Source organism: Amycolatopsis sp. NBRC 101858, from assembly GCF_030269325.1.
GTDB lineage: Bacteria > Actinomycetota > Actinomycetes > Mycobacteriales > Pseudonocardiaceae > Amycolatopsis > Amycolatopsis ponsaeliensis.
The window spans coordinates 514,445-540,979 of sequence record NZ_BSTD01000002.1; the positions used below are offsets into that span (position 1 = coordinate 514,445).

General features: G+C 72.8%; 25 protein-coding genes. 13 read left to right on the top strand and 12 right to left on the bottom strand.

Features of this window, described 5'->3' with window-relative positions; all coding sequences use genetic code 11:
- Window positions 1-41: 41 nt before the first annotated feature.
- Genes QSK39_RS15635 through QSK39_RS15645 form a run of 3 tightly spaced genes read right to left on the bottom strand, consistent with a single transcriptional unit; the run spans window position 42 to window position 2,685 of the window.
- Window positions 42-875 carry a metallophosphoesterase family protein gene (locus QSK39_RS15635; protein WP_285478462.1) on the bottom strand — a complete coding sequence of 278 codons (834 nt, stop codon included), beginning with the start codon at window positions 873-875 and terminating at the stop codon, window positions 42-44.
- Window positions 839-2,101 (bottom strand): MFS transporter, encoded by a 1,263-nt coding sequence (locus QSK39_RS15640; RefSeq protein ID WP_285478463.1) that lies wholly within the window; start codon window positions 2,099-2,101, stop codon window positions 839-841. The genes QSK39_RS15635 and QSK39_RS15640 overlap by 37 nt, the downstream gene beginning before the upstream one ends.
- Entirely contained in the window at window positions 2,098-2,685 is a 588-nt protein-coding gene (locus tag QSK39_RS15645) for an ArsR/SmtB family transcription factor (RefSeq protein ID WP_285478464.1), read from the bottom strand. Before QSK39_RS15645 ends, QSK39_RS15640 begins: the two co-directional genes overlap by 4 nt.
- A 147-nt stretch (window positions 2,686-2,832) precedes the next feature.
- Here QSK39_RS15645 and QSK39_RS15650 point away from each other — a divergent pair, with 147 nt between their 5' ends.
- Window positions 2,833-3,309, top strand: coding sequence for a MarR family transcriptional regulator (locus QSK39_RS15650; RefSeq protein ID WP_285478465.1), 477 nt, complete (start codon window positions 2,833-2,835; stop codon window positions 3,307-3,309).
- Window positions 3,310-3,467: 158 nt separating this feature from the next.
- Entirely contained in the window at window positions 3,468-5,099 is a 1,632-nt protein-coding gene (locus QSK39_RS15655; protein WP_285478466.1) for an ABC-F family ATP-binding cassette domain-containing protein, read from the top strand.
- A gap of 52 nt (window positions 5,100-5,151) precedes the next feature.
- Here the strand turns inward: QSK39_RS15655 and mshC are convergent, their stop codons facing one another.
- Window positions 5,152-6,390 carry a cysteine--1-D-myo-inosityl 2-amino-2-deoxy-alpha-D-glucopyranoside ligase gene (gene mshC, locus QSK39_RS15660; RefSeq protein ID WP_285478467.1) on the bottom strand — a complete coding sequence of 413 codons (1,239 nt, stop codon included), beginning with the start codon at window positions 6,388-6,390 and terminating at the stop codon, window positions 5,152-5,154.
- A gap of 71 nt (window positions 6,391-6,461) precedes the next feature.
- Window positions 6,462-7,220 carry a MerR family transcriptional regulator gene (locus QSK39_RS15665; RefSeq protein ID WP_285478468.1) on the bottom strand — a complete coding sequence of 253 codons (759 nt, stop codon included), beginning with the start codon at window positions 7,218-7,220 and terminating at the stop codon, window positions 6,462-6,464.
- A gap of 127 nt (window positions 7,221-7,347) precedes the next feature.
- Here QSK39_RS15665 and fxsT point away from each other — a divergent pair, with 127 nt between their 5' ends.
- Entirely contained in the window at window positions 7,348-9,621 is a 2,274-nt protein-coding gene (gene fxsT, locus QSK39_RS15670) for an FxSxx-COOH system tetratricopeptide repeat protein (RefSeq protein WP_285478469.1), read from the top strand.
- Here the strand turns inward: fxsT and QSK39_RS15675 are convergent.
- Both QSK39_RS15675 and QSK39_RS15680 read right to left on the bottom strand, forming a co-directional pair.
- Complete coding sequence (locus tag QSK39_RS15675) at window positions 9,597-11,561, bottom strand: vWA domain-containing protein (protein ID WP_285478470.1); 1,965 nt, start codon at window positions 11,559-11,561, stop codon at window positions 9,597-9,599. The genes fxsT and QSK39_RS15675 overlap by 25 nt on opposite strands.
- On the bottom strand, window positions 11,558-12,955 hold the full coding sequence (locus QSK39_RS15680) for an ATP-binding protein (protein ID WP_285478471.1): 1,398 nt from the start codon (window positions 12,953-12,955) through the stop codon (window positions 11,558-11,560). The genes QSK39_RS15675 and QSK39_RS15680 overlap by 4 nt, the downstream gene beginning before the upstream one ends.
- A 100-nt stretch (window positions 12,956-13,055) precedes the next feature.
- On the opposite strand from QSK39_RS15680, the gene QSK39_RS15685 reads away from it, so the two are divergent.
- Window positions 13,056-13,853: an Rv1486c family protein gene (locus QSK39_RS15685; protein ID WP_285478472.1), complete on the top strand. Its 798-nt coding sequence runs from the start codon at window positions 13,056-13,058 to the stop codon at window positions 13,851-13,853.
- A gap of 90 nt (window positions 13,854-13,943) precedes the next feature.
- Here the strand turns inward: QSK39_RS15685 and QSK39_RS15690 are convergent, their stop codons facing one another.
- A complete protein-coding gene (locus QSK39_RS15690) occupies window positions 13,944-14,987 on the bottom strand; it encodes a ferrochelatase (RefSeq protein ID WP_285478473.1) in 1,044 nt (347 codons plus the stop codon).
- Window positions 14,988-15,073: 86 nt separating this feature from the next.
- Here QSK39_RS15690 and QSK39_RS15695 point away from each other — a divergent pair, with 86 nt between their 5' ends.
- Together QSK39_RS15695 and QSK39_RS15700 are read left to right on the top strand one after the other, a co-directional pair.
- Window positions 15,074-15,655 (top strand): TetR/AcrR family transcriptional regulator, encoded by a 582-nt coding sequence (locus QSK39_RS15695; RefSeq protein ID WP_285478474.1) that lies wholly within the window; start codon window positions 15,074-15,076, stop codon window positions 15,653-15,655.
- Between the two features lie 68 nt (window positions 15,656-15,723).
- Window positions 15,724-16,884: a Cmx/CmrA family chloramphenicol efflux MFS transporter gene (locus tag QSK39_RS15700; RefSeq protein ID WP_285478475.1), complete on the top strand. Its 1,161-nt coding sequence runs from the start codon at window positions 15,724-15,726 to the stop codon at window positions 16,882-16,884.
- Between the two features lie 3 nt (window positions 16,885-16,887).
- Here the strand turns inward: QSK39_RS15700 and fabI are convergent, their stop codons facing one another.
- Both fabI and fabG read right to left on the bottom strand, forming a co-directional pair.
- Window positions 16,888-17,655 (bottom strand): enoyl-ACP reductase FabI, encoded by a 768-nt coding sequence (fabI, locus tag QSK39_RS15705; RefSeq protein ID WP_285478476.1) that lies wholly within the window; start codon window positions 17,653-17,655, stop codon window positions 16,888-16,890.
- Window positions 17,656-17,693: 38 nt separating this feature from the next.
- Window positions 17,694-18,398, bottom strand: coding sequence for a beta-ketoacyl-ACP reductase (gene fabG, locus QSK39_RS15710; protein WP_285478477.1), 705 nt, complete (start codon window positions 18,396-18,398; stop codon window positions 17,694-17,696).
- Window positions 18,399-18,582: 184 nt separating this feature from the next.
- Here fabG and QSK39_RS15715 point away from each other — a divergent pair, with 184 nt between their 5' ends.
- The 7 genes from QSK39_RS15715 to QSK39_RS15745 are packed head-to-tail and all read left to right on the top strand — an operon-like array spanning window position 18,583 to window position 24,348.
- Entirely contained in the window at window positions 18,583-19,899 is a 1,317-nt protein-coding gene (locus tag QSK39_RS15715) for an MFS transporter (protein WP_285478478.1), read from the top strand.
- 7 nt (window positions 19,900-19,906) lie between these two features.
- A complete protein-coding gene (locus tag QSK39_RS15720) occupies window positions 19,907-20,575 on the top strand; it encodes a response regulator transcription factor (RefSeq protein WP_285478479.1) in 669 nt (222 codons plus the stop codon).
- Between the two features lie 3 nt (window positions 20,576-20,578).
- A complete protein-coding gene (locus QSK39_RS15725) occupies window positions 20,579-21,970 on the top strand; it encodes a sensor histidine kinase (protein ID WP_285478480.1) in 1,392 nt (463 codons plus the stop codon).
- A complete protein-coding gene (locus tag QSK39_RS15730; protein WP_285478481.1) occupies window positions 21,967-22,911 on the top strand; it encodes a TAXI family TRAP transporter solute-binding subunit in 945 nt (314 codons plus the stop codon). The genes QSK39_RS15725 and QSK39_RS15730 overlap by 4 nt, the downstream gene beginning before the upstream one ends.
- Window positions 22,912-22,927: 16 nt before the next feature.
- Window positions 22,928-23,350 carry an acyl-CoA thioesterase gene (locus tag QSK39_RS15735; RefSeq protein ID WP_285478482.1) on the top strand — a complete coding sequence of 141 codons (423 nt, stop codon included), beginning with the start codon at window positions 22,928-22,930 and terminating at the stop codon, window positions 23,348-23,350.
- A 3-nt stretch (window positions 23,351-23,353) separates the two neighbouring features.
- Window positions 23,354-23,815 carry a tRNA (cytidine(34)-2'-O)-methyltransferase gene (locus tag QSK39_RS15740; RefSeq protein WP_285478483.1) on the top strand — a complete coding sequence of 154 codons (462 nt, stop codon included), beginning with the start codon at window positions 23,354-23,356 and terminating at the stop codon, window positions 23,813-23,815.
- 23 nt (window positions 23,816-23,838) lie between these two features.
- Entirely contained in the window at window positions 23,839-24,348 is a 510-nt protein-coding gene (locus QSK39_RS15745) for a hypothetical protein (RefSeq protein WP_285478484.1), read from the top strand.
- A 261-nt stretch (window positions 24,349-24,609) separates the two neighbouring features.
- On the opposite strand, the gene QSK39_RS15750 is transcribed toward QSK39_RS15745, so the two are convergent.
- Together QSK39_RS15750 and QSK39_RS15755 are read right to left on the bottom strand one after the other, a co-directional pair.
- Entirely contained in the window at window positions 24,610-25,590 is a 981-nt protein-coding gene (locus QSK39_RS15750; protein ID WP_284749326.1) for a VWA domain-containing protein, read from the bottom strand.
- A complete protein-coding gene (locus tag QSK39_RS15755) occupies window positions 25,587-26,531 on the bottom strand; it encodes a DUF58 domain-containing protein (protein ID WP_285478485.1) in 945 nt (314 codons plus the stop codon). Before QSK39_RS15755 ends, QSK39_RS15750 begins: the two co-directional genes overlap by 4 nt.
- Window positions 26,532-26,535: the final 4 nt, after the last annotated feature.

The following is a 26,535-nucleotide window of genomic DNA, read 5'->3' on the forward strand; positions in this document are numbered from 1 at the left end:
AGGGCCGTTCCGGCTCGCGCTACCGCAGTCGGCCCGCGGAATCATGACGGCCACAGGATGCGGCGCATCGGCACCGCGCCCCGGGCCCGCTTCCGCCACTCGCGCGGGTAGCCGAGGGACACCTCTTCGAACCGGACGCCGTCGGCCTCGGTCGTGCGGGGGATGTGCAGGTGGCCGTAGACTGCGATCTCCGCGCGGTAGCGGATGTGCCAGTCCTCGGTCTTCGTGGTGCCGCACCACAGGGCGAACTCCGGCCAGTACAGCGGCGCCGTCGGGTGGCGGTGCAGCGGCCAGTGCGACATCAGGATCGTGCCGTGGTCCTCGGGGATCGCGTCGAGGCGCTCGGTGCTGATCTTGAGCCGGTCCGCGCACCACGCCTGGCGGCTCGGGTACGGGTCGGGGTGCAGGAAGTACTCGTCCGTGCAGACCACCCCGGCCGTCCGGGCCTGGCTCAGCGCCTCCTCCAGGGACTTGCCCTCGGCCTCGGGCGTCCGCCAGCTGTAGTCGTAGAGCAGGAAGAGCGGCGCGATCGTGAGCGGCCGCCCGCCCTGGTCCCACACCGGGAACTCGTCCTCGGGCGTGAGCACGTCGATCGCCCGGCACTGCTCGACGAGGTACTCGTAGCGGGCCTGGCCGCGAAGCTGGCATTCGTCGTTCTTCGTGGTCCACAGCTCGTGGTTGCCCGGCACCCAAACGACTTTCGCGAACCGCTCGCGCAGGGTCTTCAGGGTCCCGATGGTGGCCTCGGCCCGCTCGGCGACGTCCCCGGCGACGAGCAGCCAGTCACCGGGGCTCTCCGGGACGACGTCGTCGAGGATCGGGCCGTTGCCCTCGTGGGTCACGTGGAGGTCGCTGGTGGCGAAGAGGTGCGGCACCCCTCCACCGTAACCATCGAAGACGGGGAAGTTCCGCGAATCCCGCGCTTCCGCACCAGCATGAGCACTCCGGCGAAGACGTACACCCCGGCCTGGATGTTCAGCAGCAGGGCCGGCCCGGTCGTCGCGACCAGCGTGCCCGCCAGCAGCGCCCCCACCGTCGTGAACGTCGCGATCGCGGCGAACGCCGTGCTCAGCACCCGGCCCGCGCGCTCCGGCGCCACCGCGCTCTGGATCTCCGACAGCACCCCCGCACCCGCCGCCACGCCCGGCGCGCCGACCAGGACGAACAGCCCCACGTACAGCCCGAGCGCCGTCGTCACCAGCCACAGGTTCCAGATCACCGCCGACACCAGGCCCAGCGCGATCGACCCCCAGCCGAGCAGTGCCGCCGGGGCCACCCGCCGCGCCACCGTGGCCAGCGCGAAGCCGGCCGCCAGCCCGCCGATCGCCTGTACCCCGCGCAGCAGGCCCGCGTCGGCTTCGCTGCCGCCCAGCACGTCCAGGACGTACACCACGAACAACACCAGGAACATGCCCTGCGCCAGGGAGGTGAACACGACCGCGAGCCCGGTGCGCCACAGCCGGCGGTTGTGGGTGAGCTCGCGAAGGCCGTCGAGCCAGGCCCGCACCACCGGTTCGGGCGCGGCGGCCGGCACCGGCGCGCTCACCCGGCGGAACGGCTTCGCCAGCAGCGCGGCCGCCACCACCAGCACCGCCAGGTAGCCGGTGATGACGTGCCCGAGCCCGCCGAAGCCGAGCAGCGCACCGCCCGCCCAGCCGCCGGCCAGGCGCGCGACGCTGCCGTTCACGCTCATCAGCCCGTTCGCGCCGGTCACCTCCTCGACGCCGACCAGCTCCGGCACCAGGGCGTTGCGCGCCGGTTCGAACACCGACGCCAGCGCCGCCTGGGCGGCCATCACGGCGTACACGACGGTCACCCCTGGCGAAGCGAGCAGCGGCAGCGCGACGACGGCCAGCCCGCAGCAGACGCCGAACAGCACCGCCCGCCGGTTCCAGCGGTCGGCCACCACACCGGCGACCGGGCTCAGCAGCACCGCGGGGAGCAGGCCGAGCACGATGCTCAGCGCCGTCGTCGCGGCGGAGCCGGTGCGCTGGAAGACGTACACCGGCAACGCCACCTGCAGCATCCACTCGGCCGTCTCGCCGAAGAAGGCGGCCACCCACAGCCGCGCGAACCCCGGAACCCCCAGCAGCTGCTTCATTCCTCCGCCTTCCCCGAGTGTTCGATGCGCGGGAACGCCCGCAGGCCGACGTGCACCGGGCGGGCGTCCGCCGGCGCGTCGGTCCGGATGGCCCCGACGTAGGGCCGGACCAGGGCGTCGATCGCGTCGGTCAGCCGGGTCAGCTCAGCCGGCGTGACGCGCAGCGAGTAGGAGATGAGCCCGGCCGCCGCCCGCCAGGCCGGGTCCAGGTCGTCCATCGAGTCGAGGTACCGCTGGGTCAGCTCCTGCTCGTTGGCCAGGCTCGCGCCCACCACCCCGAGCTGGGCCGCGCGGCGGACCGGGTCGTCGTCGATGTCGCCCAGGTCGAGCCCGACCTGCCGGGCGCGCCACGGCCGCTCCCGGCCGTCGTCCCCCTCGGTCCGCTCGACCAGGCCGAACTGCGCGAGCTGACGCAGGTGCCAGCTGCAGTTCGAGGCCGTCGAACCGACCGCCTCCGCGCACTCGCTGGCGGTGCGCGGGCCGACGGAGGTCAGGTGGTGCAGCAGCGCCGAGCGCAGCGGGTGGGACAGCGCGCGCAGCAGCTCGACGTCCTCGATCCGCTTGCGCGGTGGCAGCTCGGCCATCGATCGTCCTTATCTGAAAGAGTCATTTCGAAAGTTCTCTTTCATACTTGGTCCCGCCTGCGGGTTTGTCAAGCGGCTCCGCTATCGTTCGCGGGGCAGTCACTGCGCAAGGCAGTGACTGCTCAGTTACCCGACCTTGGATGGACGTTGCCCGACCAGCGCGAACTCGCCACCTCCGCCGCCCTCGCCCTCCCCCGTTTCGTGGGGTCGACCGCGCTCTTCCACGCCGCAGTCGCCGAGCGGATGGCCGTCACCCCCACCGAGCTGCACTGCCTGCACCTGCTCCACGGCGGGGTCAGCGACTCGCCGTCCGAGCTCGCCCGGCTGCTCGGGATGTCCACCGGCGCGTTCACGCGCCTGCTCGACCGGATGGCGCAGCACCGGCTCGCCGAGCGCGCCCCGGACCCGGCCGACCGGCGCCGGCTCGTCGTCCGGCCCCTGCCCGACCGGATGGCCGAGCTCGCCGAGCTGTACGCGCCGATGGCCCGGTTCGTCGGCGAGCGGCTGGCGCGCCTGGACCGCCGGCAGCTGACCGCCCTCGTCGGCTTCCTCACCGACGGCACCGCCGCCGCCGAACAGGCGTCGGGAAACCTGCCGGATGTGACCCAGGCCATAACCAGTTGACTAACTCTACGGATGTTGCGTTAACCTGGCTTCACTATGAGGAACTGAACCGCGCCCATCCCGCTTCCGAGGCGGCACCCGGTCGAGCCTGACGCTCCCGCGTGCCACGACGCCCGGCGGGATTTCCGCTTCTTCTCATCCGGGCCCGGTGATCGCACATGTCTACCCTTTTTCCCTTGCAGGCCAAGGACGTCGTCTTCGGTTACGGCACCCGCGTCGTCCTCGACGGCGTCACGCTGACCGCGTCGGCCGGGCAGCGGCTCGGCCTGGTCGGCGAGAACGGCACCGGCAAGTCCACGCTGCTGCGGCTGCTCGCCGGGCTCGAGGAACCCCGCTCCGGCGAGGTCCGCCGCGGCCCGGACGTCGGGTTCCTGCTGCAGGAGCTGCCGTTCGCCATGGACGCGACCTTCGCCGACGTCCTCGACGACGCGCTCGCCGAGATCCGCGCGGCCACCGCCCGGCTCGACGAGCTGACCGCGGCGATGACCGACCGGCCCGACGACCCGGCGATCCTCGACGAGTACGGCCGGGTCCTGGAGTGGGCCCAGGCCCACGACCTCTGGGACGCCGACCGCCGCGCGAAGCTCGTCTGCGACGGGCTCGGCCTCGGCGGCGTCGAACCGCACCGGCGGCTCGGGACGCTGTCCGGCGGCCAGCGGTCGCGACTCGGGCTGGCGGCGCTCCTGGTCCGGCGGCCGGAAACCCTGCTGCTGGACGAGCCGACCAACCACCTCGACGACGCCGCGATGGACTTCCTGGAACGCCACCTCACCGAGCTGACCGGGATCGTCGTGCTGTCGTCGCACGACCGGGTGTTCCTCGACGCCGTCTGCACGGACATCGTCGACCTCGACCCGGCCGCGGCCGACCGCCAGGCCGGCGGGGCGGTCCGGTACGGCGGCAGCTATTCGGACTACCTCGGGCACAAGAAGGCCGAGCGGGCGCGGTGGGAGCAGCGCTTCGCCGAAGAACAGGAGGAGCTGAAGGAGCTGCGGGAGACAGTCGCGGTCACCGCGCGCAACGTCGCCTACGGCCGCGCCCCGCGCGACAACGACAAGTTCATCCACCACTTCAAGGGCGCCCGCGTCCAGAAGACGATCTCGCGGCGGGTCCGCGACGCCGAGCAGCGGCTGGAGAACCTCGAACGCGACCAGGTGCGCAAACCCCCGGCGCCACTGCGGTTCCAGGCGTCGCTCACCGGCCACGCTTCGGGTGACGGGCCGGCGATCTCGGTGCGCTCACTGGAAGTCCCGGGACGGTTGAGCCTGCCTCGGCTGGACGTCGACGCCTCGGCCCGGCTGCTCGTCACGGGCGGGAACGGCGCCGGGAAGTCGACGCTGCTGTCCGTGCTGGCGGGCCGGCTCAGCCCGGCCGACGGCGCTGTCCACTTCGGACACGGCGTGCGCGTCGGCTTGCTGGAGCAGGACGTCGTGTTCGCCGCCCCGGAACGGACGGCGGCCCGGGTGTACCGGGACGCGCTCGGCGAGGACGCTCCCCCGCTGAGCCGGCTCGGCCTGCTGGCATCTCGGGATCTCCGACAGCCGGTGGGGGCGCTGTCGGTGGGCCAGCGCCGGCGGCTCGCGCTGGCGGTACTGCTCGCCGAACCGCCGGACGTGCTCCTGCTCGACGAGCCGACGAACCACATTTCGCTGACCCTGGCGGAAGAACTGTTCCAGGCCCTCGAAACGGCGCCGGGCGCGGTCGTCATCGCGTCCCACGACCGGTGGCTGCGCCGCGACTGGGCGGGTGACCACCTGGAGCTGGCCGCCGGCCGACCCGCGGCGGTATAGGTCGTTATACACAGGGAGGGCTCGGCATGGCGCCGGGCCCTCCCTGTGGTCGTCAGAGGGTGATGCCGAGGAGGGCGTCGACCGCGATGCGGATCAGGCCGGGCGCGGCCGGGTCGGTGCCGTCGCGGCGCAGGGCCTCGCTCGCCCACGCGTCGATCGCCGCCAGGGCCTTCGGCGTGTCGAGGTCGTCGGAGAGGTGGTCACGCAGCCGGGAGATCGTGTCCTCGGCGGACGGACCGGTCGGCAGCGAAACCGCCTCGCGCCAGCGGGCCAGCCGGGCTTCGGCCTCGGCGAGCAGTGAGTCCGTCCAGGGACGGTCGGCGCGATAGTGGCCGGCGAACAACGCCAGCCGGATCGCGCCCGGGTCGACCTGGTCGGCCCGCAGCCGGGAGACGAACACCAGGTTCCCGCGCGACTTCGACATCTTCTCGCCGTCGAGGCCGATCATCCCGGCGTGGACGTAGTGGCGGGCGAACTGGCCGTCCTTGGCGACGGCCTCGGCGTGGGCCGCGCTGTACTCGTGGTGCGGGAAGATCAGGTCCGAGCCGCCGCCCTGGAGGTCGAACCCGAGGCCGAGCCGGTTGACCGCGATCGCGCTGCACTCGATGTGCCAGCCCGGGCGGCCCGCGCCCAGCTCCGACTCCCACGACGGCTCGCCCTCGCGGGCCACGCGCCACAGCAGCGCGTCCAGCGGGTGGCGCTTGCCGGCGCGGTCGGGGTCACCGCCGCGCTCGGCGAAGAACTTCGTCATGGTCGGCTCGTCGTAGTTCGACTCGTAGCCGAACTTGCCGGTCGCGGTGTGGTCGAAGTAGACGTCGGGGAACTCCGGGTCGTCCGCGCGGTAGGCCGCGCCGTTCGCGAGCAGCTTCGCGATGACCTCGACGATCTCCGGGATGCTCTCCACCGCGCCGACGAACTGCTTCGGCGGGAGGACCCGCAGCGCGACCATGTCCTCGCGGAACAGCGCCGTCTCGCGCATGCCCAGCACGACCCAGTCGTCCTGGTCGCGCTGGGCGCGCTCGAGCAGCGGCTCGTCGATGTCGGTCACGTTCTGCACGTAGTGGACGTCGTGCCCGTTGTCCCGCCACACGCGGTTCACCAGGTCGAAGGCCAGGTACGTCGCGGCGTGCCCCAGATGCGTCGCGTCGTAGGGCGTGATGCCGCAGACGTACATCCGGGCGGTGGCGCCGGGCGCGGTCGGGCGGATCTGCCCGGTGGCCGTGTCGTGGAGCCGCAGCGGGCGGGGGGTGCCGGGGATGCGGGGCACGTCGACCGATGACCAAGTCTGCATACCCTCGACTGTAAGCGTTCGCTCCGCCACCCTCCCGCCCGGTGGGACTCCTCCCCCACGTGGAGCAGCGGCTACTGCCGGCGTGCGACGTTCGCCACGATGGCGTCGCGGACGAACTCCCCGACGCCCGGCCGCTGCTCGTCCTCGCGGATCAGGAACCCGAGCTGCACCGGTTCGGTGACGTACAGCTCACCGATCCGCCGCTGCGTCTCGTACGAGCACTCACCCATGACGCGGGCGAGCATCGCCCGGTGCTCCTCGGCGAGGTCCGTCGCCTCGGTCCCGTCCGGCGCGCCGCCCGCGTCCAGGACGGCCTGCAGGCGGCGGACCCAGTCCTGGCGGGCCGCCTCCCCGGCCGCCAGGTCCTCCTTGGACGGTGCTGCCGCGCCCTGCCACTCGGGTGTGTCACCCCAGCGCCGCGCGGCCTCTTCCGCGTAGCCGTCGGGCTCGCGGAACCCGCCGAACACTTCGAACTTCTCCTCGGGCGTCAGTGCGCTGCCCATGGCTCTCGCCTCCATCACGCGATCGACGGCCGCGACCATCCGCCCCAGCTCGCCCATCCGCGCCACCAGCAGCTCGCGCTGCTTCTTCAGGTGCGCTTCGGCGTCGATACCGGGGTCGTCGACGAGGGTCGCGATCGTCTCGAGGGGGAACCCGAGCTCCCGGTAGAACAGGATGCGCTGCAACCGGTCGAGATCTTCGTCGTCGTAGCTGCGGTACCCCGAGCTCGTCCGCCCGCTCGGGCTGAGCAGGCCGATCTCGTCGTAGTGGTGCAGCGTCCGGACGGTGATCCCGGCCAGTGCGGCGACCTTGCCCACGGGATGCCCCATCGGTTTCCCCTCCTCTCCGGCCGGTGTGGCCCTTGCGGTGATCACGGTGGCGCCTCACGCGGCGTGAGGGTCAAGCGTCACCCTTCCGTAGCCGTCGTCCCCGGGCGAGCGCGGTTAGCCTGGCTCGATGAGCACCGAGGTCGTGGTGGGCATCGCGGGTGCGGTGATCGCCCTGGTCGCGGCGGTCATCGCGTACCTGCAGCTGCGCCGGACCCCGGCGGCCGGGGCGGCGCGGCCGCCGGCCCGGCTCACCCTCGGCGACGTCCCGCGCGAGCCGCTTTCGGCCGTCCACCGCGGATCGCTCCTCACCCGGGTCGACGAAACGTTCGCCGCCGGCCGGTTCTGCGTGCTGCTCGGCGGCCGTGGCGTCGGCAAGACCCACCTCGCGGCCGCGTTCGCCCGGGCGGCGGCCGCGAAGTCGACCGTGGTGTGGGTGGCGGCCGAGGACCCGGCGAACACCGTCCAGGCCTACGCCGAGCTGGCCCGCCGGGCGGGGGTGGCCGACGTCGTCGCCGACGCGGAAGCGGCCGCCCGCACCGGCCTGGCGTGGCTGGACGGCCTCGACCGCCCGCTGGTGGTGTTCGACAACGCGACCGACCCGGACGCCCTCAACCGGTGGCTGCCCGCCCGCGCCCGGGTGCTCGTCACGACGACCGTGCAGGACTTCGAAATCCTGGGCGGCACGGTACCGGTGACCGGGTTCGGCGAGCAGGAAGCGGTCCGGTTCCTCGCCGCCCGCTCGGGCCTGGCCGCCGACGACGCGGCGAACGGCGTCGCCCGCGAACTGGGCTGCCTGCCACTGGCGCTGGCCCAGGCGGGCGGCGTGATCCGGCGCCAGCGGCTGACGTTCGCGACCTACCTCGACCGGCTCCCGCACACGCCGCTGCAGGCACTGCTCGAACGCGTCCCGGGCGAGGGTTACCCGGCGTGCGTCGAGGACACGACGCTGGAGTCGCTGCGCGCGGTGACGGCCCGCGACGGGCGGGCCCAGCCCCTCGCCGAGCTGCTGGCGGTGCTGTCGGCCCGGGGCGTCCGCCGCGAGCTGGCCCACCGGGCGGGCCCGGACCCGGTGGCGGTCGACGCGGCACTGGGCGGCCTCGCGGGCGCGTCCCTGGTCGGCTTCGACGTCACGGGCGAGGTGGTGACGATGCACCGCCTGACCCAGCGCGCGCTGCTGGGCCGGCTGCACGCGGAGGAGCGGCTGGCGGAGGCCCTGGACCGGGCGTTCGCCGTGGTGGAGACGGACGATCCGGCACCGGACTTCGTCGACCACGTCGCCGCGCTGTGGCGGCACTTCCGCGCGTTGCCGTCGGCCGAGCTCGCGCCGAGGCTGGAGCGCATCCTGCGGCTGCGGCGCCGGACAGTCGACCTCCTGGTAGACGCGAGCGCGTTCGCCCAGGCCCGCGGCCTCGGCCGGGAGGTGCTCGCGGACCACGACGCGTACCTGCCCACCGACCACGACGACACCGACGAAGCCGCGCGATCGCTGCGCCGGGCATGCATGGCGAGCGAGTGGATGACGGAGGCGGTCACGCTGTCGGAGCGGATCTTCGACCGCCGGTCCCGGGTGCTCGGAGCCCGCTCGGACGGCACGATCGGTGCCCGGAACACCTTCGGCTACTGCTGCGAGTGCGCGGGCCAGCTCGACCGGGCCCTGAAGCTGCACCGGGAGAACCTCGACGAGTCACTGGCGGTGCTCGGCCCGGACCACCAGACCACGCTGTACGCGCGCATCAACGTCGCGAGCACGCTTCGCTCGGCCGGTCGGCTCGACGAGGCGGTCGCCGTGTTCGAAGAAGACCTGCGGGAGAACCTGCGGGTGCACGGACCGGACCACGCCTCGACGATCAACGCTCGCGGTGAGCTGGCCCGCACCTACGTGCGGACCGGCCGCGTGGCCGAAGGCATCGCGCTGCACGAGGCGAACGCCCGCCTCGGCGGCGAGCTTGCGACCTCGATGTGGTGGTCGCAGTACCGGGCGGCGGCATACCAGGCCGCGGGACGGCACAAAGAAGCCCTCGACCTCCTCCGCACACTGCGCGCCGACACCGAACGTGAACAACCGGCCGACAGCCTCGACGCGGTGCGAGTCCGGCTGTTCCTGGCGCGGGCGCTCCTGGACGCCGAACGCACCGCCGAGGCGCTGGAGCTGTTCGAACGGACCGTCGCCGACCGCGCCCGGATCCTCGGGCCCGACCACACCGGCACCCTCAACGCCCGTCGCAACCTCGGCCTCGCCCAGCTCCGCGCGGGCGAACCCGAGGCCGCCCGGGAAGCCCTCACCGCCGTCACGGCCGACTACCGGCGGGTGCTCGGGCCCGGGCACCCCTACAGCCGGCAGGTCGAGAGCGATCTCGCCGGCCTGCCGGCGCCGGCTCAGCGCCGCCGGGTGCGGAGGTAGTCCCCCACCACCGCGGCGCCCAGGCCGTCCAGGTCCGGTGCGACCACCCGGCCACCCGAACGTCGGGCGATGACGTCCACGAACGCCGTCAGCCGCGGGTCGTCGCCGAGGCGGAACACCGTCACCGACGCTCCCAGCTTCGCCAGCCTGTCCACTTCGGACAGTGTCTTGTGGAGGGTCCGCGGCTGGGGCGGGTAGTCGAAGACCGCTTCGCCGTCCGGCTCCAGGTGCGCCGTCGGCTCGCCGTCGGTGACCATCAGGACCACCGGCTGGGCGTCCGGGTGGCGGCGCAGGTGCTGCCCGGCCAGCAGCAGCGCGTGGTGGGCGTTGGTGCCCTGCTCCCACGCGCCCTCCAGCCCGATCAGCTCCGGCAGCTCGACGGACATCGCGTGGCGCCCGAACGTGATCAGCTGCAGCGCGTCGTTGCGGAAGCGCGTGCTGATCAGCTGGTGCAGGGCGAGCGCCGTGCGCTTCATCGGCAGCCAGCGGCCCTCCTGGACCATCGACCACGACGTGTCGACCAGCAGCGCCACCGCCGCCCGCGACCGGTGCTCGGTCTCCACCACTTCGACGTCCTCGACGTCGAGGCGGACCGCGCTCTCCCCCACCGACACCGACCGCAGCACGGCGTTGCGGATCGTCCGCGGCACGTCCCAGGGCTGCATGTCCCCGAACCGCCACGGCCGTGACGCACCCGTCGGCTCGCCCGCCGCACCCGCCGACTCGGTTTCGCGGTCGCCGGCCTTGCCGCGCAACGCGTTCACGATGTCGGACAGCGCCGTCTCGCCCAGGCGCCGCAACGCCTTGGGCGACAACCTGAGCGTCCCGTCGGCGGCCCGTTCGAACAGGCCCTGGCGGCGCAGCTCACGCTCCAGTTCGGACAGTCGCCGCGCGTCGACGCCGGCGTCCTTGCCCAGCTGGCGTTCGAGCGCCTCCAGGTCGATGTCCTCCAGGCGCGCGCCGGGGTAGGACTGGCCGAGCTGCTCGGCCAAGGCGTCCAGTTCGGCGAGATCCGCCATCGCCTGGGCGCCTTCGCCCATGCCCAGCGGGTTCTTGCCGCGGAAGCGCTCGGAACCCGTCCAGTCCTCGCCCGGCCGCGCGGCCCGCAGCTGACTGTCCAACTGGGACAGCTGCTGCGCGAGCCGCGGGTCGCCGAACGCCTGCTGGGTCAGCTCGGCGAGCTCGGCCCGCTGCTCGGCCGACATCGAGTTGAGCATCCGCTGCGCCGCCGCGGACCGCTCGGCGAGCGCGTCGATCAGCTCCTCGGCGGTGCGCGGGTTCTCCGGGAAGAACTCGCCGTGCTTGGCCATGAAGTCGTCGAAGCGCTCCTGGATGTCCTCCGCGCCCTGGGCGTGGGCGGACAGGAGGTCGTTGAGGTCGGAGAGCATCTCGTTGATCCGCTCGACGTCCTCGGGCCCGGCGTTCTGCAGTGCCTGCTTCATGCCCTGGAAGCGGGACTCCATCAGTTCCTGGCCGAGCAGGTCCCGGATTTTCTGGTAGTTCTCCCGGCCCTGCTCGGAGCGCCAGTCGTACTCGGAAAGCTCGTTGACGGCTGCGGCCGTGCCCGGCGGCAGCGCGTCGAGCTGGGCCTCCCGGAAGCGGGCGTCGTCGTCCGGGTCCGGGAAGAGCTCCCGGCGCTCGGCGTCGAGCGCTTCCTGCAGCAGCCGCTGGACCTCCTGGAGGGTGCCGTCGAGGTTGTTGCGGCGCTGGATCTGCGACCGGCGCTGCCACAGGCGCCGGGTGAGCTCGTCCAGGCCCGACGTGCGTTCGGTGCCGCGCCGGAGCAGTTCCTCCAGCGCGGACCGCGGCGACGACCCGGCCATGACCTCGCGGCCGATCTCGTCGAGCGCGTCCCGCAGGTCGGCCGGGGGCGCGAGCGGGTCCGGCCCGTCGTGCCACGGGCCGTAGGAGTAGCCGTCGGGAAGCGGGACCGCGGTCATCGGCCGTAGACGGTCGTCGTGTCGTCGGAGTCCTTGGCGAGCCGCCGGGCCAGGAACAGCGATTCGAGGGCGAGTTCGACGGCGGCCGCGATCCGGCCGGCGGGTTCGTCGGCTTCGACGCCGGCGCGCCGGGCGACCTCGTGCAGCACCGGGAGCTCCGGCAGGGCTTCGAGGACGTCCTTGCCCGGCACGCGCTCGCCGGTGGCGACGAGGTGCCCCTCGGCGACGGCGTCGGCCAGCGGCCGCAGGTCGAGGCCGGCGAACCGCTCGCGGGCGGTCTCGGCGATCGCGCGGCGCAGCAGGTGCACGAGGTGCTCGATCTCACGGCCTTCTTCGCCGGGCTCGAACTCGATCTTGCCGCGCAGCACCGACGGGACGGCGTCGAGGTCGACCGGGCGGGCCACCGCGGGCTCTTCCCCGGTCAGCGCCGAACGCCGCAGGGCCGCGGCCGCGACGGTTTCCGCCGCGGCGACGGCGAACCGCGCCGACACGCCGGAGCGCTGGTCGATGACCGGCGATTCGCGGAGGTTCCGGACGAACCGGGCGATGACCTCCAGCAGCGGCTCGCCGACCTCGGCGACCAGGTTCGCCTCCTGCCGGACGACGGCGACCTCGGACTCGACGTCCAGGGGGTAGTGCGTGCGGATCTCGGCGCCGAAGCGGTCCTTGAGCGGGGTGATGATCCGGCCGCGGTTGGTGTAGTCCTCCGGGTTCGCGGTCGCGACGAGCAGGACGTCCAGGGGCAGCCGCAGCGTGTAGCCGCGGACCTGGATGTCGCGCTCCTCCATCACGTTGAGCAGGGCGACCTGGATGCGCTCGGCGAGGTCGGGCAGCTCGTTGATGGCGACGATGCCGCGGTGGGCGCGCGGGACCAGGCCGAAGTGGATGGTCTCGGGGTCGCCCAGGCTGCGGCCTTCGGCGACCTTCACCGGGTCGACGTCGCCGATCAGGTCGCCGACGGAGGTGTCCGGTGTGGCGAGCTTCTCCGTGTAGCGCTCGGAGCGGTGCCGCCAGGCGACCGGCAGCTCGTCACCGAGCTCGGCGGCGCGCCGGATCGACGCGGGCGTGATCGGCTGGAGCGGGTGTTCGCCCAGCTCGGAGCCCTCGATGACGGGCGTCCACTCGTCGAGGAGGCCGGCGAGGGTGCGCAGCAGGCGGGTCTTGCCCTGGCCGCGTTCGCCGAGCAGGACGACGTCGTGCCCGGCCAGCAGCGCGCGCTCGAGCTGCGGCAGCACGGTGCGGGAGAACCCGACGATGCCGGGCCAGGCGTCTTCGCCGTTCTTGAGGGCGGTCAGCAGGTTGTCGTGGATCTCTTGCGCGATCGGGCGGGGCTCGTACCCGGCCGCGCGCAGGGCCCCGGCGGTGCGGGGAAGAGCGTCTGGAACTGCGTTCACCCGTTCGACGCTACTGCGCGATCGGCGGTGCGTCGATGTGGAGCGACTCCAGCGTGGGCGCGCTGCCGGAGTGCGGGACGGCCCGGTAAAATAGGGCGTCGTGTGCCGTCCCAGTGCGACTTTCGCCGTCTGGTCGTCCGCGTGGCTGAACGGAGCCGCGGCGTCCGACGATGTCCTCGACGCCCTGCTCGCGTGGGGTGAAGCCCACGACGTCGTGGCGGCCGACGCGGCCGCGGCGGAGGCGTTCGCGCTGCCGCTGGCCTTCAACCGCGCGGCCACCCCGGTCCAGCTGCTGATGGCGTTGCGTTCGCAGGGAGCGAAAAGCATGCGGCTGGTCCTCCCGGTCCCGGGCGACGTCCGCGGCCTCGGTGGCGGCGGGCCGTTCACGGAGGCGGCGTTGCGCGCGGGTGACGCCGTGGTGCTCCCGGAGCTCGGGTTCGGGCTGGTCCCGCAGCCGATCGCCGAGGGCCTGGTGCGCTGGACGGTGTATTCGCTGGCGTCGAATTCGGCGCCTGAGTACGTCGGGCTGGGCGAAGCCGAGCACGGGCTGACGGACGCGATCCGCAACAGCGCGGGGGCGTTGCAGGCCTTGGACGTGGCCTCGGACCGGCCGGGGGTGCGGGCGGAGCTGTCGGCGCACCTGCGCGCGCGACCGGACGTGGACTGGCCGGCGGGAACGCCCGGGCGGGCGTTGCGGGTGCTGCAGCGGGCGGAGGAGATCGCGGCGATCTTGGTGATCGCGTCCTCCGACGACCCTGGCGGGGCACTGTCGGCTTCGGCGTCGTCGTTGCGGGCCCAGGCTTTGCGGCCGTTGTCGGACGCGGTCCGGACAGCGCAGTGCGCGGCGGTCAACGAGGCGGTCCGGGTGTTCGCGGAGCAGACGGCCCGCGAGGGCTGAGGTTTCGAGAGCGCCCCAGTGTGAGCTTCGGTGCAATCAAGGCGGCCCAGGGTGCGGTGAACGCACCCCAAGGCCGCCTTGGGACGCCGGTCAGCGAGCCGGGCGCTTCGCCGGCTCGCAGCAGCCCACCGCGCATGGTGCGCCGTTGATCGTGCAGCCCGCCGAGGGGAACGGGGACAGCTTCCGCGGCGCCACCCCGTGTGTGTGCTCGCGGACCAGCTCCACCACCAGCTCCGCGAACCGCGGGTCCGAACCCGCCGTTGCCGCGCGGGCGAAGGCCATTCCGTGCTCCGCCGCTCGCTCCGCCGCCTCGTTGTCCAGGTCCCAAATCACCTCCAGGTGATCCGACACGAACCCGATCGGCGACACGACGACCCCGGTGACCCCCGACTCGTGCAGTGCGTCGATGTGGTCGACGATGTCCGGCTCCAGCCACGGCACCTGCGGCGGCCCCGACCGCGACTGCCAGACGACGTCGTATTCCGCAATGCCCGCCTCGGCCGCCACCAGGCGGGCCGCCTCCGCGATCTGGCGCGAATACCGGCCGCCGCCTTCGGACGGGGGGCCCGACGCCCGGTCCGCGCTCGACGGGACCGAGTGGGCCGTGAACACCGTGCGGATCCCCGGTGCGTCGCCCAGGGACGCGTGCGCCGCGCGGACGCCGTCCGCCACCGCCGAGACGAACAGCGGGTGGTCGAAGAACTGCCGCAGTTTCACCAGTTCGGGTGCTTCGGGGCCGACCGCGGCGCGGGCGCGCTCGATGTCCTCGTCGTACTGGCGGCACGCCGAGTAGCCGCCGTACGCGCTCGTGGGGAACACCAGGATCCGCTTCGCGCCGGCCGACGTCAGCGATTCGAGGGTGTCCTCGACCATCGGGTGCCAGTTGCGGTTGCCGAAGTGCACCGGCAGGTCGATGCCGGCGGCCGCGAGCTGCTTCTCCACCGCGGCCATCGCGTCGCGGTTCAGCTTGTTGATCGGCGAGACACCGCCGAAGTGCCGGTAGTGCTCGGCGACCTCGAGCAGCCGCTCCCGCGGCACGCCCCGGCCCCTGGTGACGTTCTCGAGGAACGGCATGACGTCGTCAGGCCCTTCCGGACCGCCGAACGAAAGCCACAGCAACGCGTCGTATCCCACCCCGTCATCTTGCCGATGTGGCGGCCCGCACGCTGACGCGGGCCCGTTATGAATCGACCAGTCCAAAACTCTGCTACAGTGCTCCCATGGCCAGGCCACGGGAGTTCGACGAAACCGCCGCCGTCGAGAAGGCGATGCACGCCTTCTGGAAACACGGCTACGAAGCGACCTCGACGCAGGACCTGTGCGAGGCCACCGGGCTCGGCCGCAGCAGCGTCTACAACACCTTCACCAGCAAGCGAGCCCTCTTCCGGCGCTCGCTCGCGCACTACACCAGCACCCAGCTCGACAAGCGGCAGGCGGTCCTCGACGGCCCCGGAACCGCGGCCGAACGACTCGCCGCGGTCCTCGACCAGACCATCGAAGACGACGTCGAGGAGCGCCGGCGCGGCTGCCTCGTGGTCAACACCCTGGCCGAACTCGGCCTGCCCGACGACGAAGTGGGCGCCGCGCTGCGCCACGACACCGACCGGAACCTGACCATGTTCGCCGAGTGCGTGCGGGAAGGCGTGCTCGACGGCAGCCTCCGAGACGGCCTCGACCCCGCCGACGTGGCGGAATTCCTGCTCAGCACCACTTCGGGCCTGCGCGTGATGGCCCGCCGAGGCACGAGCCGCGACAGCATGCACGCCGTCGCGGACCTCGCGCTTGCGTCGATCACGCGCTGAGCGCCGCACACCGCGGGCCAAGCGCGGGTTGATTTTGTACTGAACGATACACAACCGGGAGGAACCCCATGCCGTTGGCCGTCTTCGTCCTCGGGCTCAGCGTGTTCGCGCTGGGCACGTCCGAGTTCATGATCACCGGCCTGCTCCCCGGGATGGCCGCCGACCTCGGGGTGAGCATCCCCGACGCCGGCCTGCTGATCTCCGCCTTCGCGATCGGGATGGTCGTCGGCGCACCGCTGCTGGCGATCGGCACCCTGCGCCTCCCCCGCCGCCGGACGCTCATGACGCTGCTCGTGGTCTTCCTCGCCGCGCACGTCGTCGGCGCGCTCGCGACCGGGTACGCGGTGTTGTTCGCGACCCGGATCGTGGCGGCGCTCGCCTGCGCCGGGTTCTGGGCCGTCGCCCTGGCGACGACGATCGCCCTCGTGCCCGTCGACCGGCGGGGACGCGCGATGGCGGTGCTGGTCGGCGGGCTGACCGTCGCCAACATCGCCGGGGTGCCCGCCGGCACGTTCCTCGGCCAGCACGCGGGCTGGCGGACGGCGTTCTGGGCGGTGGCGGCGGTGACGCTGCTCGCGGTCGCCGGCGTGGCGCTGCTGGTGCCGGAGACGACCGCCGCCGCGGTGAGCGTCCGCGGCGAACTGCGGCTGTACCGCCGGCGCCGGGTGTGGCTCGCGCTCGGCGTGATCGCCTTGTGCCAGGCCATGATCTTCGCCGCGTTCAGCTACCTGGCACCGCTGCTGACCGAGACCGACGGCCTGTCCGCCGAGTGGGTGCCGGGCGTGCTGGCACTGTTCGGCGTCGGCGCGCTGATCGGGATCAGCGTCGGTGGCCGGCTGGCCGACCGGCGGCCGTTCGCCACGCTCTACGGCTGTCTCGCCTTGGCGCTGGCCGCCTTGCTGGTGCTCGCGCTGACCACCGACGCGCTCGTCGCCGTCGCGGCCGTGCTCGCGTTCGGCGTGGCCGGCTTCGGCGCCAATCCGGCGCTGAACCTGCGCGCCTACCAGGCCGCCGGGGACGCGCCGACGCTCGTCGGCGCCAGCACCACAGCCGCGTTCAACGTCGGCAACACGATCGGGCCGTGGCTCGGCGGGGTCGCGATCGGGGCCGGTCTGGGCTTCCCGAGCGTGGCGTGGACGGGCATCGTCCTCGGCGCCGCGACCCTGGCCGCGCTCACGGTCGCGGTCGCCGTCCAGCGGAACGACGACCGCGAGCCGGTCACGGTGTGAGGCTCAGACGCCGAGGAAGTGGACCCCGCCGTCGACCATGATCATCGAGCCGGTGGTGGCGGGGAGCCAGTCCGAGAGCACCGCGCAGACGCTCTTCGCCACCGGGTCCGGGTCCGTGCTGTCCCAGCCGAGCGGCGCGCGCTCGCCCCAGCCGTCCTCCAGGTCGACGAAGCCCGGGATGGACTTGGCCGCCATCGTCTTCATCGGGCCCGCGCTGACCAGGTTGACGCGGATGCCCTGCGGCCCCAGCTCCTTGGCCAGGTACCGGTTGACCGACTCGAGCCCGGCCTTCGCGACGCCCATCCAGTTGTAGACCGGCCACGCGACGCGCGCGTCGAAGTCCATCCCGACGTACGACGAACCGCGGCCCATCAGCGGCAGGCACGCCTTCGCCAGCGACATGTACGAGTACGTCGAGATCTCGATCGCGGTCTTGACGTCCTCGGCCGGCGCGTCGAGGAACGGCGCGCCGAGGCAGGTCTGCGGGGCGAACCCGATCGAGTGCAGCACGCCGTCGAGGCCGTCGACGTGCTCGCGGACCTTGTCGGCGAGGCCGTCGAGGTGCTCCTGGTTGGTGACGTCCAGCTCGATCACCGGCGCCTCTTCGGGGAGCCGCTTGGCGATGCGCTCGACCAGCGACATGCGGCCGAAGCCGGTCAGCACCACCTTCGCGCCCTCCTGCTGCGCGATCTTGGCCGCGTGGAAGGCGAGCGACGCGTCGGTGATGATGCCGGTGATCAGCAGGCGCTTGCCTTCGAGCAGTCCGGGCACGGGTCCTCCAAGTCTCGGTTCGGGAAAAAGGGGAAAGGTCAGTGGCCGAGGCCGAGGCCGCCGTCGACCGGCAGCACCGCGCCGTTGACGTAGCCGGCCTCGTCAGAAGCCAGGTAGCGCACCGCGGCGGCGATCTCCGACGGCTCGGCGTAGCGGCCGGTCGGCACCTGCTCGAGGATCTGCTTCTTGCGCTCCTCGGGCAGCTCGTCGGTCATGTCGGTGCGCACGAACCCGGGCGCGATGACGTTCGAGGTGATGTTGCGGGAGCCGAGCTCGCGCGCCAGTGAACGCGCGAAGCCGACCAGGCCCGCCTTCGACGCCGCGTAGTTCGCCTGGCCGGCCGAGCCGGAGAGCCCGACGACCGACGAGATGAAGACGAACCGGCCCCACTTGCCGCGCAGCATGCCGCGGGAGGCCCGCTTCGCGACCCGGAAGGCACCGGTGAGGTTCGCGTCGACGACGCGCTCGAACTGCTCGTCGCTCATCCGCATCAGCAGCGTGTCGTCGGTCAGCCCGGCGTTGGACACCAGCACCTCGACCGCGCCCTGGTGCTCCTCGACGAGCTTGAACGCCGCGTCGACCTGCTCGGTGTCGGTGACGTCCGCCTGGACCCCGAAGAGGCCCTCGGGCGCCCCCGAACCACGGTGCGTGACGGCCACCCGGTGTCCCTGCTCCGCCAGGTCCCGGGCGATCGCCAGACCGATGCCCCGGTTGCCCCCGGTGACCAGAACCGACCGTCCCACAGTGTTCTCCCTCTTCGTCGACCGTGCGCTGATGTCGGGCACGAGGCTATCGGCAGCGCCGCCGCGTCGCGCACCCGCGCCCGGAGTGTCCGCGACCGTCCTAAGCACGTGTTAGGAACTGCCCTCCGACCTTGCTGGTTACCCGCTGGTTGGTCACCGTGAGTCGCAACACAGGAGGTCGACGATGACAACCCGGATCAGCTCCGCGACCACGGGGACCGTGAGCGAAAAGCGCGTGATCGGCAACGTGCTGCGCGGCTCCATCGGCAATCTGGTCGAGTGGTACGACTGGTACGCCTACGCGGCGTTCACCACGTACTTCGCCAAGTCCTTCTTCCCGACGACCGACACGACGGCGGCCTTCCTCGGCACCGCCGCGGTGTTCGCGGTCGGGTTCCTCATGCGCCCGCTCGGCGGCTGGATGCTCGGCCGGTTCGCCGACCGCTTCGGCCGCCGCAGCGCGCTGGTGCTTTCGGTCACGCTCATGGCGGGTGGCTCGCTGCTCATCGCCGTCACGCCGAGCTACGGCACGATCGGCCTCGCCGCGCCGATCCTGCTGCTGGTCGCCCGGCTGATCCAGGGCCTGTCGGTCGGCGGCGAGTACTCCACGTCGGCGACCTATCTGTCCGAAGTGGCCACTCCCGGCAAGCGCGGCTTCTACTCGAGCTTCCAGTACGTGACGCTCTACGGCGGCCAGCTGCTGGCCCTGGGCCTCCAGCTGATCCTGCAGGGCCTGCTCACCGAACAGCAGCTGACGGCGTGGGGCTGGCGGATCGCGTTCGGCGTCGGCACGGTGGCCGCGCTCAGCGTCATGTGGCTGCGCCGCGGCATGGACGAGTCCGAGAGCTACACGCGCGAAGCGGACGAGGCCAAGACGACCGGGGAACGCGGCACGCTGCGCGCGCTCGCCAAGTACCCCAAGGAAATCGCGCTCGTCGTGGGGCTGACCCTCGGCGGCACGGTGGCCTTCTACACCTTCGCCACCTACAGCCAGAAGTTCCTCGAGAACACCGCCCACATCCCGCGGCGCACGGTCACGATCATCCTGTTCTCGGCGATCCTCCTCGCGGCGATCCTGCAGCCGCTGGCGGGCAAGCTGTCCGACCGGATCGGCCGCCGCCCGCTGCTGCTGTTCTTCGGCATCGCGGGCACGCTGCTGACCGTCCCGATCATGACGGTCATGGGCTCGACGCGAAACCCGGTCGGCGCGTTCTTCCTGGTCTTGGCCGGGCTCGTGGTCGTGGCGGGCTACACGTCGATCAACGCGATCGTGAAGGCCGAGCTGTTCCCGACGAAGATCCGCGCCATCGGCGTCGGCCTGCCGTACGCGCTCACCGTCGCGATCTTCGGCGGCACCGCGGAGCTCATCGCGCAGGCGCTGAAGAGCGCCGGGCACGAGTCGGTGTTCTTCTGGTACGTCGCGGGCTGCGTCCTGGTTTCCCTGATCGTCTACGGCACAATGCGGGAAACTTCGAAGACCTCCGAGCTGGAAGAGCGCTGAGAAGGGGATGGCCGTGCGCGTGCTCCTCGTCGAAGACGACGCGGGCGTCGCGGGCGCGCTCGCGGAGTCGCTGCACGCGCGCGGTCATCCCGTCACCAGCGTCGGCCGCGGGGCCGACGCCCTGCACCGCCACCGCGACGCCGACCTGGTCCTGCTGGACCTGGGACTCCCGGACATCGACGGGCTGGACGTCCTGCGCAAGATCCGGGCGGTCTCGCCGGTTCCGGTGATCGTGCTGACCGCCCGCGGGGACGAACGCTCGATCGTGCGCGGCCTGCGCCTCGGCGCGGACGACTACCTGACCAAGCCGGTCCGGCTGGCCGAACTGCTCGCGCGGATGGACGCCGTCGTCCGGCGCGCGGTCGCCCGCGAAGCGCCGGCCGGTGACGTCGTGCGCGTCGAGGACGTCGAGATCGACCTCGGCGCCCGCCGGGTCCTCGTCGCCGGGCACGACATCGGGCTCACCACCAAGGAGTTCGAGATCCTCGCCGTGCTCGCCGCCCGCCCGGGTACCGCGGTCAGCCGCCAGCAGCTGATGGACGAGGTGTGGGGCGACGCCTACCTCGCGGTGTCGCGCTCGCTCGACGTCCACCTGACCGGGCTGCGCGCGAAGCTGGACCGGCCGGGGCTGCTCGCCACCATCCGCGGCTTCGGCTACCGGCTCGGCCGGGACTGAACCGTGCGCACCCGGCTGCTGGTGGTTCTGGTCGCCCTCGCGCTCGCGGTGGTCGCCGCGTTCGCCGTGCCGCTGCTGGCGTCCACCGCCGAGCAGCGCACCCAGCAGCTGGTCATCTCCCGCACCGCGGACGTCGACCGGTTCGTCGTGCTGGCCCAGCAGGCCGTCGACACGCGCGACCCGGCCGCGCTCGCCGCCGACGCGGCCCGCTACGCCGGGCTGTACGGCGAAGGCGTCGTGATCGTCGACGCCCGGCGCGCGCCGCTGGTGCAGGCCGGCGGGCTGACCGCGGCCGACCCGGCGGTGCACGCGCTGGTCGAGGCGACCATGCGCAACGAGCCCGCGCCGCAGGTCGACCGGCTCGGCCCCTGGTCGGCCGGACCGGCGTACTTCGCGCGGCCGGTCGGCACCGGCACCCGGGTGTCCGGCGTGGTCGTGCTGCGGGCGTCGGTGACGGCGGCGGCCGCGGACGTCGCCGCCCGCTGGGGCACCATCGGCGCCGGGGCGCTGCTGGTCGCGGTGGTGTTCGTGCTGCTCGCCGTGGTGCTGGCCCGGTGGATGGTGCGGCCGTTGCACGAGCTGGAGACCGGCGTCCTCGCCGTCGCCGCCGGGCACCGCGCGCACGTCCCCGAACGCACCGGGCCGCGCGAGCTGCGGGTGCTGGCCGGCGAGGTCAACCGGATGTCCGAGGCCGTGCTCGAAGCGGCCGACCAGCAGCACCGGCTGGTCGCCGACGCCTCCCACCAGCTGCGCAACCCCATGGCGGCGCTGCGGCTGCGCGTGGACTCGCTCGCCGGCCGGGTCGAGGGCGACGAGGCCACCTACCGGGCAACCGTGGCCGAGGTGGAACGCCTCGAGAAGCTGCTCGACGGGCTGCTGGCCCTCGCGCTGGCCGAGAGCACCGCGACGCGGGTCGCGGCCGGCGGCGCGGACGAGGCGTGCGACCTCGCGTCCGTGCTCGCCGAACGCGTCGACGCCTGGCGCCCGTCCGCCGACGACGCCGGTGCGACGCTCGTGCCGCCGCCCGGGCACGCCGAGCCGGTCACCGTGCGCTGCCCGGAAGGCGAACTCGCGCAGATCCTCGACGTGCTGCTGGACAACGCCGTCCACTACGCCGGCCGCGGCGCGAAGATCACCACCGATTGGGAAAGCGGCGTCTCGACGGCGACCCTCGTCGTCCGCGACGACGGACCCGGACTGTCCACTGAGGACCGCGCGCGGGCGACCGAGCGATTCTGGCGAGCCGGCGGCGAAGGCGCTCCCCGCGGGACCGGGCTCGGGCTGGCCATCGCGCACCAGCAGGTGCGCACCCGTGGCGGCACGCTCGAACTGCGGCAGGCACTCCCCCACGGTCTGGAAGTCCGCGTCACGCTGCCCCTCGTGGCGGCGCCATGACGATCACGCGGCGCACCGCCCTGCTCGGCGGTCTCGGACTGGCGCTGGCCGGCTGCTCGGCCTCCGGCTACGACGGTCCCGAACGGACGGTCACCATCGCGGCCGGCGAGCGCGGCGGCTTCTACCTGGCCTTCGCCGAACTGCTGGCGGCCGAGCTGAGCCACGCCGAGCCGCGGCTGCACGCCACCGCCGTGCCGACCGAGGCGAGCGTCGCCAACGTCGAGCTGGTGCGGCGCGGGCAGGCCGACCTCGGGCTGGTGCTCGCCGACGTCGCCCAGACGGCGCTGCTCGGGAACGCGCCGTTCGCCGGGAAGGTGCCGCTGCTCGCGCTCGGCCGCGTCTACGAGAACTACCTGCAGCTCGTGGTGCGGGCGGACGGCCCGGTGCGCCGCCTCGCCGACCTCGCGGGACGCCCGGTGTCGCTCGGCGCGGGCGGGTCGGGCGCGGCCCAGCTCGGCGAGCGGCTGTTCGCCAAGGCCGGGGTCGCGGTCGACGCCCGGCACCTGCTCTTCGACGACGCGGTCCAGGCACTGGCCGGCCGGCGGGTCGACGCGATGCTGTGGTCCGGCGGGGTGCCGACGCCGAAGCTCGCGGACCTCACCCGCACGACGCCGATCTCACTCCTGCCCCTGGACGCGGTGGTGCCCGCGCTGCGGGCCGCGTACGGGCCGGTGTACGACCAGGTCCAGGTGCCCGACGGCGCGTACCGCGGGGTCGGGCAGCTGGGCACGATCGGCGTGGCGAACCTGCTGGTCTGCTCCCCCGCGCTGCCCGACGACGTCGCCGCGGCGATCGTCCGGCTGCTCGTCGAGCGGGCGACCGACCTCGTGCCCGCCGAGGCGGTCGGCACGCAGTTCCTCGACGTCCGGACGCTGATCGGCACGCAGCCGGTGCCACTGCAGCCGGGCGCGGCGGCCGCGTACCGGGCGCTGCACGGCTGAGCGCTAGATTGGGCCGGTGACCGGACCCCGCCCCCCGATCGTCGAGATGCCGCTGCGCGTGCGCTACCACGAATGCGACGGCCAGGGCATCGTCTTCAACGCCCACTACCTGGCCTATGTGGACATGTGCGCCTTCGAGGCGGAGAAGGCGCTGTTCGGTTCGCACGACGAGTTCCTGGCCCACCGCGTCGACGTCGTGGTGGCCGAGGCGAACGTGAAGTTCCGCGCACCGGCCCGGTACGACGAGGAACTGGTCGTCTCGCAGTACCTGAACCACCTCGGCACGACGTCGCTGATCTTCGACTTCGAGATCCACCGCGGTGAAGCCCTCGTCGCGGCGGCGACCCTCCGGTACGTGTTCATCGACCCGGCCACCCTGCGCCCGGCGGCGCCGCCCGAGGCGGTCCGCAAGGTGTACGCGGCGCTGCTCGAGGGCTGAGCCGTGTTCCGCATTCTCTTCTACCAGCCCGAAATCCCGCCGAACACGGGCAACGCGATCCGGCTGACGGCGAACACGGGGTGCGAGCTGCACCTGGTCGAGCCGCTGGGGTTCACGCTGGAGGACAAGCAGCTGCGCCGGGCCGGGCTCGACTACCACGACCTGGCGCGGGTCCAGGTGCACGCGTCGCTGGCGGAAGCGTGGGAAGTGTTGCTGCCGGCCAAGGTCTACGCGTTCAGCGCGTCGGCGACGCGGATCTACACGGACGTTTCGTACGCGCCCGGGGACGTGCTGCTGTTCGGGCCGGAGTCGGCCGGCCTGCCCGCGGCGGTCCAGCAGGCACCGGAGGTGACCGACCGCGTGCGGCTGCCGATGCTGCCGACCAGCCGGTCGCTCAACCTGGCCAACACGGCGGCGATCACGGTCTACGAGGCGTGGCGCCAGAACGGCTTCGCGGCCGGGTGATCACCGTCCGGTAGGTTCGCCGGATGCGACAGCAGTTCCTGGGGGCGCTCATCGGCGCCGCGTTCGGCACCGTGTTCGTCCTCGTCAACTCCGGCGCCCCGCTGCCGACGGCGATCGCCTGGGTGCTGCGCGCCCTCGCGGTGGTCGCGCTGGCGGCGGTGGTGGTCCTCGGCGTCCGCGCCGGCGGCCGGCCGACCCTCGAGGGCCGGCCGATGTTCGGGCCGAGCTACCGGGTGATCGTCATCGGCGAAGTGGTGCTGCTCGTCGCCGGGTTCTTCGTGCTGAGCCTGCTGGACGCGCCGGTGCAGGCGAACGTCGCGTGGATCGCCACCATCGTCGGGCTCCACTTCGTGGCGCTGGCCTCGGCGTGGAAGGCACGCTCGATCCTGGTGGTCGGCGTGCTCCTGACCGTGCTGGGTGTGGTCGGCCTGGCCCTGCTCGGCACCGCGGCGCAGTGGGTCCCGTTCACCAGCGGGGTCCTCTCCGGAGTCACCCTCCTCGGCGGCAGCCTGTACGGCGTCCGCCGCGCCTGAGTCGGGTCAAGGCGCGCTGCACGACCGGTCCAAGCGCTCCGGTTTGGACACCTTGGTGATCAGTCGAATCCTCGACGACCGCGACCGGCCGGTCCTCCGCGAGGCGGAAGCCATCAGCATGGATCTCAGCCGGCAAGAGAGAGCGTGGGACTGAGGATCCCACCGCGCGCGGCGCAGTGGGTCCCGTTCGTCAGCGGCGTCCTCTCCGGAGTCACCCTCCTCGGCGGCAGCCTGTACGGCGTCCGCCGGGAAGGGTGAGCCTCACGGGAGTCTCTGGCCGTAGAACAGGCTGGCCGCCGCGCCCAGCATGAGGATCAGGGTCCCCACCACGACCCACGGCTTGCTCGCGTCCGCGTCCTTCAGCTCGTAGCCGATCTGCTCGCCGAGGTCGCCGTACACCTTCTTCAGCTCTTCGGCGCTGGCCGCCTTGTAGAAGTCGCCGCCGGACAGGCGGGCGATCTCGCGCAGGGACTCGTCGTCCACGCTGACCGGCTGGGCCTTGCCGTCGATGTCGACCGACCCGTGGGTCGTGCCGAACGAGATCGACGAGATCGGCACGCCGGCCTGCTTCGCCGCCTGGGCCGCCGTGTAGCCGCCGCGGGCCGCGTACAGGTCTTCCGGCACCGTCTGCTTGCCGTCGGACATCAGCACTATCCGCGCCGGTGGCGGGCCGTCGGCTCCGCCCACGACGCTCGAGAAGCTCTCCACCGACTGCAGCGCCGCGAAGATGCCCTCGCCGGTCGCCGTCGACTGGGCCAGCTTGAGGTTCTCGATCGCCTTGATCACGCCGTTGCGGTCGGTGGTCGGGTTGACCAGCACGGTCGCCGTGCCCGCGAACGAGATCAGGCCCAGGTTGATCCCCGGGGTCATGTTCCGCGCGAACTGCGTCGCCGCGTCCTGCGCCGCCTTCAGCCGCGTCGGCGCGACGTCGGTGGCCTCCATCGACAGCGACACGTCGATCACCAGCATCACCGTCGCCCGGTTGCGCGGGACCTTCTGCTCGGCCGTCGGACCGGCCAGCGCCACGGTGAGGATCAGCAGCGACAGCACGATCAGCACCGCCGGCAGGTGCCGCACCCAGCCCTGGCTCTTCGGCGCGACCTTCTCCAGCAGGGCCAGGTTCGCGAACCGCATGGTCCGCTTCCGGCGGGCCCGCTGAGCCAGGACGTACCCGATCGCGACGGCGGCGACCGCGATCAGCAGCAGGAACCACCAAGGCGCGCTGAAGCCCGTCAAGCTCACGCGACACCCCCGGACCAGCGCCGCTTGCGGGCCACGACGAACCGCACCATGTCGGCGATCCAGTCGGCGTCGGTGCGCAGCGTCAGGTGCGCCGCACCCGCGCGCCGCAGGCCGGCCGCCACCGTCTGCCGGTGGGCGTGGGCCGCGGCCCCGAACTCCTTGCGCAGCAAGGCCGACGCATGCACTTCGCGCTGTTTCCCTGTCTCCGGGTCGGCCAGCACGACGGTGCCCACCTCGGGCAGGTCGACGTCGCGCGGGTCGAGGATTTCGATCGCGATCAGTTCGTGGCGCCCGCCCAGCGCCCGCAGCGGCCGCTCCCAGGACGCGTCGCCCAGGAAGTCGGAGATCACCACGGCCAGGCCCCGACGGCGCGGCGGCCGGCGCAGCGCCTCCAGTGCCTGGGCGAAGTCACCGCGCGTGCCCTCGGCCGCCCGGGGCGTCTCGGCCAGCCGCCGCACCAGCCCGCGGGCGTGCGCCAGGCCGCCACGCGCCGGGATGCGGGTCGTCTCGGCGCCGGTGGAGATCAAGCCGCCGATCCGGTTGCCGCCGCCCCCGGTCAGGTGGGCGACCGCCGCGACCGCGCAGACCACCAGGTCGCGCTTCTCGCACAGCGCCGTCCCGAAGTCGAGGCTCGCCGAGAGGTCGGCGACGACCCACGTCTCCAGCTCGCGGTCGGCCACGGTCTCGCGGATGTGCGGGGTCGTGGTCCGGGCGGTGACCGCCCAGTCCATCCGGCGGACGTCGTCGCCGGGCTGGTAGGGACGCGCCTCGCCGGGCTCGGACCCCGGCCCCGGCACCAGGCCGAGGTGGTTGCCCTGCAGCAGCCCGTCGAGCCGGCGGCGGACGTCGAGCTCCAGGGTCCGGAGCCCGGCCTCCAGCCGTTCGCCGCGCAGCACCGGCGGCGCCCACGAAGGGCGGGTGCCCTTCTCGTTCTTCGCCATCGCC